The organism is uncultured Schumannella sp. (assembly GCF_905479755.1).
Classification (GTDB): Bacteria; Actinomycetota; Actinomycetes; order Actinomycetales; family Microbacteriaceae; genus DCRR01.
This window is the reverse complement of record NZ_CAJQNT010000048.1, coordinates 41291-49124: the sequence shown is the minus strand read 5'-3', so window position 1 is coordinate 49124 and position 7834 is coordinate 41291. Positions and strand designations below refer to the sequence as shown.

At 60.9% G+C, this 7834-nt stretch carries 6 protein-coding genes; 1 reads left to right on the top strand and 5 read right to left on the bottom strand.

What is annotated here, in order from left to right; genetic code table 11:
- Positions 1–124: 124 nt before the first annotated feature.
- The 5 genes from QZ258_RS11840 to QZ258_RS11820 all read right to left on the bottom strand — a co-directional run bounded on the left by QZ258_RS11840 (position 125) and on the right by QZ258_RS11820 (position 6824).
- Positions 125–1015, bottom strand: coding sequence for a Dam family site-specific DNA-(adenine-N6)-methyltransferase (locus QZ258_RS11840; protein ID WP_294181793.1), 891 nt, complete (start codon positions 1013–1015; stop codon positions 125–127).
- A gap of 38 nt (positions 1016–1053) precedes the next feature.
- Positions 1054–2415, bottom strand: coding sequence for a hypothetical protein (locus tag QZ258_RS11835; protein WP_294181791.1), 1362 nt, complete (start codon positions 2413–2415; stop codon positions 1054–1056).
- Positions 2405–3898: a DGQHR domain-containing protein gene (locus QZ258_RS11830; RefSeq protein WP_294181789.1), complete on the bottom strand. Its 1494-nt coding sequence runs from the start codon at positions 3896–3898 to the stop codon at positions 2405–2407. Before QZ258_RS11830 ends, QZ258_RS11835 begins: the two co-directional genes overlap by 11 nt.
- A gap of 992 nt (positions 3899–4890) precedes the next feature.
- Entirely contained in the window at positions 4891–5793 is a 903-nt protein-coding gene (locus QZ258_RS11825; protein ID WP_294181787.1) for a hypothetical protein, read from the bottom strand.
- Entirely contained in the window at positions 5790–6824 is a 1035-nt protein-coding gene (locus QZ258_RS11820) for a hypothetical protein (protein ID WP_294181785.1), read from the bottom strand. The genes QZ258_RS11825 and QZ258_RS11820 overlap by 4 nt, the downstream gene beginning before the upstream one ends.
- A gap of 576 nt (positions 6825–7400) precedes the next feature.
- On the opposite strand from QZ258_RS11820, the gene QZ258_RS11815 reads away from it, so the two are divergent.
- Entirely contained in the window at positions 7401–7805 is a 405-nt protein-coding gene (locus tag QZ258_RS11815; RefSeq protein WP_294181783.1) for a hypothetical protein, read from the top strand.
- Positions 7806–7834: the final 29 nt, after the last annotated feature.

Genomic DNA, 7834 nt, shown 5'->3' with positions numbered 1-7834 from the left:
CGGACTCGAGATCCTCGCCAAGAGCCGCTTGAGCCTCGTCCCCCAGACAGGAAACGAGGTGACCGACCAACCCGCCCTCGAACTCAGCGCCTAAGCCAACACAACGAAGGATCGCGCTACACCACTACCCGGGACTTGACCCCTCGTCCGGGTCATTCGATGGGGCTGGAGCGCCGCTCAACATTGAAACATCGAGGTTCGTGAAGAGGAACTCTTCAGCCCGGCCTCTTGTCGCGCGGCGGCCGCCGACCGCGTTTTTCCTCGACACGACGACTTGATTCCCTAGCGGACCGAAGAGGTCCGCGACCGACGCGTGCGCGGCGTTGGTCAGTATGAAATCTGCACCCAATGAAAGCAAACGTTCAATTTCCAACGCGAGTCGCTGTTGATCCGAGAACGAGAAAAGGTGTTGGTTGTATTTCACGAAGCCATTTGCGTTGTGAGCGACCGTGTACGGAGGGTCGAGAAAAACGAGATCTCCAGCTTTAGCGTCGCGCAGCGAGACGGCAAAGTCTCCAGAGCAAAGTGTTGACTTCGAAAGCTTCTGTGATGCAAAAGTGAGCGTCGCAAGACTGGGCATGTTCACCGTCTTTCGGTACCCAAAAGGGACGTTGTATTCGCCTTTGAGATTGACCCGGTGAATACCGTTGAAGGAAGTGTGGTTGAGATAAATGAATCTTGCGGCCCGGGACGGCAAATCTCTCGGCACGTTCGCTCGAGCCGAGTAGTACGCTTCCGGCGTGTTCTCGTACCCTTCGAGAGCCTCAGCTACGGCGACGTGGGAGTCGCGCACTGCCTGGTAAACCCCAACGAGTTCTTCATTCAGATCCGCGAGAACACTTCGACCTGCGACCGCGAGCCCCATGAAGATCGACGCGCCGCCCAGAAATGGTTCAATATAACCTGATATACGACGGTTTCCGAGAATCTGGTTTACCGTCGGCCTGAGCCAGCGCTTACCTCCTGCCCATCGCAGGAACGGGTCGACGCGCTCAAAGTTCTGGTCAGTCACCATTAGCCGATCGACATGTACTCACTGCGCTTCTCCAGTCTTCACGCGACCATAGACCAGACTAGGGCTCGCTCGACCTTCGTCAGCAGCATGTAACTGTGCGACCAGGATGACGACACGTTTGCCAGGCCCTCGAGCGTCTTATCGGGCTCGGAATCCTGAAGCATCTCTAGTTCGAGGATGATGTCCGACTGAGTATCGAGCAATCCAGACCGCGAGCGCTCAGGTACTCCGATGCCCGACCGCAAGAACAGATCCAATCCCCATGGCTCGAAGGCGTCGGGCGAAACTCCCGACGCCGTTGCCAAAGACTGCGTGTTGGCAGTGGCCAACCGGGCCAAGATGAGCGCACGCCCGATCATCCCCTTCGTCGCCACAGATGATGGAATTCTCGCGTGAGGGCGCGCCTCGGCGAGTCGGAGAATCTCGGGAGAATCCCCTAGAGGATTGCGAAGTACTGTACGAGCGCGTGTTTGGAAAGCGGCGTCGACTAGCGATGGAAGCGCCGTGTCCAGCACTCGTGCGTACTTCAGCGAGTACGCGGGCTCTTCGTCTGTCGCCTCTCTGAAGGCTTGTTGCACTGCACCGCGAGTCAACCACGCGTCGAGTTCGGAAAACGTCTCCCCGCCCGACGACCACACGAGCTTCCAAACCTCCGAGACAGCACTTGTGAGCCAACTCGGTGTGTGATGTTGCGCCGCTGCTGACGCGTGCTGCGGGACGTAAGAATTGTAGTTCCTCCACTTCTGGTCACGCGCGTAGAAGCGGAGGTCCGCACCCCACGCCGATAACAGCTGGGGCACCATCAATGCCGCCGAGGCGAGGCCATGCCGAGCATCCAACCAGTCGGGCAAAGCTGACCCGAGCAGCTTGACCGAACCTGCTATCGGGGAAATCGCCGCCGACCCGCGCGACCAAGCGTCAAAGTAGCGCCACACCGCAACATGTGTGCCGTCAGCCTTTAGCCGATGCACGTTCTTGCCAGCGTCGAGCACGAAGTTCGTCCGGTCGATGCAATAGATGCCGTTCCGCGCCAAGATCGCCATTGCCGATCGCAGTTCGGAGTAGTAGAGCAGATGCTGCGCGACCGAAAGCGATCCGTGCGACAGAGCAGCCAGCGAGCGTCCAAAGTACGCCCAGGCGTCAGCACAATGGAGGAGCACAGAGGCGCTGAGAAACTCTGCGAGAGACTCCGTCGTGCGCGCGTTCATCTTCGCGAAGTCGAATGTTCTGAGGCGGTGAAAAGTGTTCTCGCCGCCAAACGGCGAGCTCGCCGGGATCCAGCTGCCCGTGTCTGAATAGCGCCGGGAAACTGTGAAGAAGTGGTCCTCGACTACGTTCGCACTCGCCGCGCCAATTGCCGCAGACTCGGCCGCCGACAAAGGCTCCACGCTATTCGTCATCCGCTCGAGCAGGGAGCAACCGGCTCGCTTCGTTAGCTAGCCGAGTATTCGAGTCGGTCGCAATGTGCTCGAGAACGTGGCGCCTTAGGAGCGCATATCCGCCGCTTCCACGGTAAGCGGATTTCAAGTCTCGCTGAGTGTCCGTCAGACCCGCCGCCTTTAGCGTCCTCCAGTCGAAACGAGAAAGGACTTCCGCGAGATTGTCAAGGATGGCATGCAGTTCAAGTTGACGCAGTGAATCGAGGCACGCGCGGACGTCCGCAGCTTCGAACGCCTCCTCCGCAAAGCCGAACTCCCAGTCGAAGAACTCGAGCGAATTCGCGATCGACCGAAGCAGATCATTTGACACCTGCATTACACATCGGATGCCTTGATCCGTCGGAACGAGACTAGGTTGGCCGTCTGGGCTGAAAAAGTCCTCGCCGCGAGAGACCGCTCCTTCCAGCCGACGCGCTGCAATCTGAGTGGCGAGCAGCGTCCAGAGTTCGACGATCAGACTCGTCTGTTGCAGCCGGTTCCAGTTGAGTCCGCTACCTTCCTCCGACCCGCCGAACAGCCCACCGAGGCCACTTGCGCCGGAGTTCCATGCGCGGACGTATGAACTTGTCAGGCTCCTTACAAATCCCGCTTGAGTGACAGGCGCGACGCTGCGGTTTGAGTCGCCGAGCATGTTGACCCGAGAGTACCAAGGGCTCTCCGGGAATGAGTAGAGAACCTCAACAATTTCTTGCGCCCGGGTTTCGCGATACACGGAAAGCCCCTCGCCCGCCTCGAGCCACTCCTGTTCCCTCAACAAGGGATACAGGTCATAAGCCAGAGAAGGGCTAATCCGTTTGGGCTTAATGTTCACCGTCCAGAATAAATATGCCTGCCACGCAAGATCCAAATTGACAAAAGCCACCACCGGCAGCTCAAAGTTGTCGTACTCTTCGTCGCCGGTGAAGGCCCAGAGGCGGTGCTGCCCATCGATCACTTCCATCGGTGCTCGAACGAGCGGGTCCCAGTCAGCGCTCCAAGAGTCGGGATACGACACCTTGTAGCTTCCGAAGGCGTCCGATGTGTCTTCTTCCACCACGATTGCATCTTCGGGATGAAGAATTCGCCCATCCCGTTGTTCGCCCGGCAGCAGGATGTTTACGATAATTGACGATGCGAGCCAGCCTGGCTTGCGAAGCGCATCGTCGGCCATCTTGAGTCGCGCACCCCTCAGCGAGGACATCGGGTAGCCAGTTCGAACGTATCTGCTGATTTCCTCGGCACGGGATGACTGAAGACCTCGCTGAATTCCGGTCTCAGCAGACCCAGGAATAAGCGGGCTCGACTGACGTTTGGCGACGTCAGCAAGACGTCGAAGATCTCGCGCTGGAACCGAAAGCAGGAGAAACCAAGGCTCTGGGCGATCCTGACGCTTAGCCGAATCGAACTGGATGCGATCCCACTCAGGGAGCCATTGATTGACACGGAGTGCGCGGCGAACAGTCACGAGATCTCCTATCTAAGTCACCTAAAAGGAACCTAGCGCCTCGATCATTGACGTCGGCCCTTCCGCACCGTACCTGACCGAAATTCGACTAGCGCTACGTCTGGGAAGGGTGCGTCGCAATCGACCGCACCCAAGCCACGTCGCCTTGTCGCCCGACCAAATTGAAGCTCCGCAAGCCCCCCGGGGGGAGGGAGCGGCTGCCGCTCCTGTACCGCACGGCCGCGACCAAGTTCGCGGGGTCGACTTCCGCCCCGCACGCATCAAACCGACGATGGCTCGCTCCGCTACCCTCATGAGCATCACTCAGACGACAAAGGAGTCGCTGTGGCAGAAGAACGGGTATGACACGCTGCGCGGCTGATTCCGACGTCGGGGATCAACGGGGCTGAAGAGCAGGAACGGCGGGCGACGTCGGCGCTGTTGGCGCTGATCTCATCCGTCCAGGGGTTCGGGCGCGCGCTACTCGGCTCGCTGGGCGCTCCGGCAGGCACGATCGAGGCACTCACCGAAGTGCCGTTCGACGTCAATGGCAAGCGAGTCTTCCAGACGGACTCATTCGCGCCAAGCGCGGCGCGAAGTCGTGGACAGCGCTCGTCGAGGTGAAGACCGGTGTCAACGAGCTCAAGCGCGGGCAGCTCGAGAACTACCTCGACGTGGCGCGTGAGCACGGGTTTGATGCCCTGCTCACGATCTCGAATGAGTTGCCGGCGGCGCTGGGGATGCATCCGACCGAAGTTGACGGGCGCAAGCTGCGCAGCGTCAAGCTGCACCACATCTCGTGGGCCGAAGTGCTTTCGCACGCGGTGCTGCAGAAAGAGTTCCGCGGCGTCGCCGACCCCGAGCAGGCGTGGATACTCGGCGAGTTGATCCGCTACCTCGAGCACCCGAAGTCGGGGGCGCTCGAGTTCAACGACATGGGGCCCAACTGGGTTGCCGTGCGCGACGCCGTCACCGCGCGCACGCTGCGCAAGTCGGACAAGGGCGCGGCGCACTCAGCTCTTGATCTTCACAATGACACCGTCATCGTCTTCGGCGAAAATGACCGCGTAATTGTCGACTGCCGCTTTGGCGGTAAGGCGAAATCGCGCAGAGTCATCGATCTCGATGACGTCGCTGCGTAGGCTCCCGTCGGCTCCGAGGAAGTACGTGAACTGACCGCCATCCGGGCCGGTGACTTCGAACTGATACACCCAGCTCCATGAGTCATCGATGGGTCCATCGACAACAAGCGCGAGTATCATCCGCGTCGCCGAGTCGAAGGTGAGCACATTCTCACCTATCGCGAAGTAGTCCTCGCCTCCTGGCTCGTCGCTCGCGGTGCCGACGGCGAGGTCAAAGTACAGCGTCTTCCGCGGCTCTGGGCCGCCGGTACCGTGCTGCTTGTCGATGAGTGTGCCGGTCACGATCGGCTCAGGAGTGAGATCCGCGATGCGAATGTCGGTGATCAGGAAGGCTTCGTCACTGACGGTGGCAATACTGAACTCGCGAAACGAGGAGTCGATCGGTACCGCCCCCGTCACGTCACCCTCGCGGATTGCCAGTTCCTGCTCCGGCAAGCTCACAGCATCCGGATAGGCGAAGTCCATGCCTGTCGTGTTCGTCGTCCGAATGGATGCCGTGAAGGGTTCGGCGGGGTCGAAATCCTGCCTAGCCGAGCTCGCAATCAACGACTGCAGCGCGCCCGCGGCGGCTTGCCCGAACGACGCCAGCACCGCAACCAGCACTACGGCGATCCCGAGGAGCGCGATCGATCCAAGCGTCTCTGGGACGGTAGGGCGACGCGCCGACTCGGGCAACAGGTTTAGAAGGGCGCGGACACGAGATCGTGGTTCCGGCTCGGGTGGCGCAAGCTCGGGCGCTTCCTCGGTCTTGGGGTTTGTGATGGGCTTGGTCATGAGCATCCTTTGACTAGTTGCCCACGAGCGAGTTCGTTAAGTAGCGACTGATTCGGTAGTGATTCGCCATCGATCTCGTAAATCCAGTACAGGCATCGTTCGACAGCGAGCCACACTTCATTGTCCTTGTAGCCGAGGTAGCCCGCGTCAGCGAACCAGTTCTCGCCCGATGCGACGATCCGGGATTCCGGTACCCGGGCTCGAATCGACTCGAGACCGGTGGCGAGGTCGCTCGCGTTCGGCACTCGGTAGACCGTGATCATGCCGATGGATGCATCTGGAACCTCGCCGGTGTAGCTCACCAACATCGTCTCGGTCTCGGCGCCGCTCTGCACCTCGAAGGTGTAGCCGCCCGCATCGGCTTGAGCGAGTTCGAGAGGCCTATCGGTCGGGGTGCTCCAAGACTCGCCGTAGCGAACGGATCTCAGCGTCGAGTCCTCGGCACCGATCACTTCGAACGTGGAACTTCCGTCTCGGCTGATTGCCCAGTCAACGACGTCGTATCCGACTCTTGTCAATGCAATCCCGGAGGTGGAGAGATCGCTGTACAACTCGTAGGTCGTCAGTGGGAACTCAGCACGCCGTTGCGGTTCGACGCGAGCGGAGGCTGGCCCCGGGCCGACGACCGGGTCGCCCGAAGGGCCGAGCCGGAGGGGGGCGCCGCCATATAGCCAGACGTGGAGCGCATCGCCGACTTGAAAGACCCGCGACGGCGAAAGCGCCTCGTAGCTGCGAAGAACGTGTCCATCTCGAACGACCGTGAAGTCGCCGTACTGGCTCGTTCCGAGGACCGTATAGTCACCGATCGGGGTGGCGAAGTCGAAAGAATCTGCGGAACCGTTGACCCTGGTCGTCGAGAGCTCGTCCAACTCAGAGTCGAGGACCGCGATCTCGACATCCCCATCGCAGACGAGCGCGAGCACGACTCGGCCGCGATCATCGAACTCGCCCGTCGTCGTCGAACAGCCGTCACGCGGCAACCAATCAGCACGTGAGCCCAGCAGGTCGGACAGCACAACAGCGTCGTTCACATTCGACAAGATCCACCCGTCGGAACTAACGGCCAGAGGGGTTCTGCTCACGCTTCGTTCCCAGCGCACCTCTCCGGTGACCACGTCGAGCGAGGTCAGTTCGATACCCCCCTCGACACGATCCGCAATGGTCACCCCCCCCCAACCGAACCGAAATCTCGGACGCGTACGCGGGTGTCCGATAGTTCCATCGGTATTCGCCGGTGGTGGCATCCACGGCAATGAGCTCGCTGCCCTCCGTACGTTCAATCGAGACGTAGACCCGCTCAGTATCCACGCCCACGATTCTTGTCGGGCCGTCGAGTCCGACCGACCACACTTCACTTGCCGCAATCGGGCCGCAGCTCTCGACGCAGTCCGCGAAGGGCCCGTGCGACGTGCACGCAGCAACCCCGGCGACAACGAAAAGTGCGACCAGACACGTGGTGAGCAATCGCACAGAAGTCTCCTCGGGTTGATCATGCGGCATCTGACTGTTGATCATTTCGTAGGATCGTGCCTGGGCGCTAGGGCGATCTCGCCCAGGCCGTCGGCGGCGAGTTTCGCCGGATAGAGCTTCTCCGGTAGGCGGGGCTCGTGCGGCAACTGAAGGATGCGCCCGACACCCTGCGCATCGAAGCCTTCGCGGCGCGGCAGCGCGCGAGCACGGCCGAGCTGTTGCGCGTCGTGCGGGAGGACCCCGCGCGGTTGATCGGCGACCCGACGAAAGAGCTGAAGTCATTCACGGTGGCGCAGATGCATCCGCTCGGTGCGAAGCGCGGAGTCGGGCGCGGGGCGTTCATCGACTCAGTGCTCGACGGGGTGACCACGAGCTACGAGGTGATCGGGCAGCAGCTGAAGGCATGGTCGGCGGCTCCGCCGCGGTTGCGGAGCGAAGAGGAAGTTGAGGTGGAGCCGCGGGTGGATCCGGCGCTGCGGTCGGCGGCTTTGTCTTCGCAGGATGAGGAGGGTGGGGGCACCTCAACCGCTATCCACGCTTAGTTTGTATCGCTCTAAGTGATACACTTCAA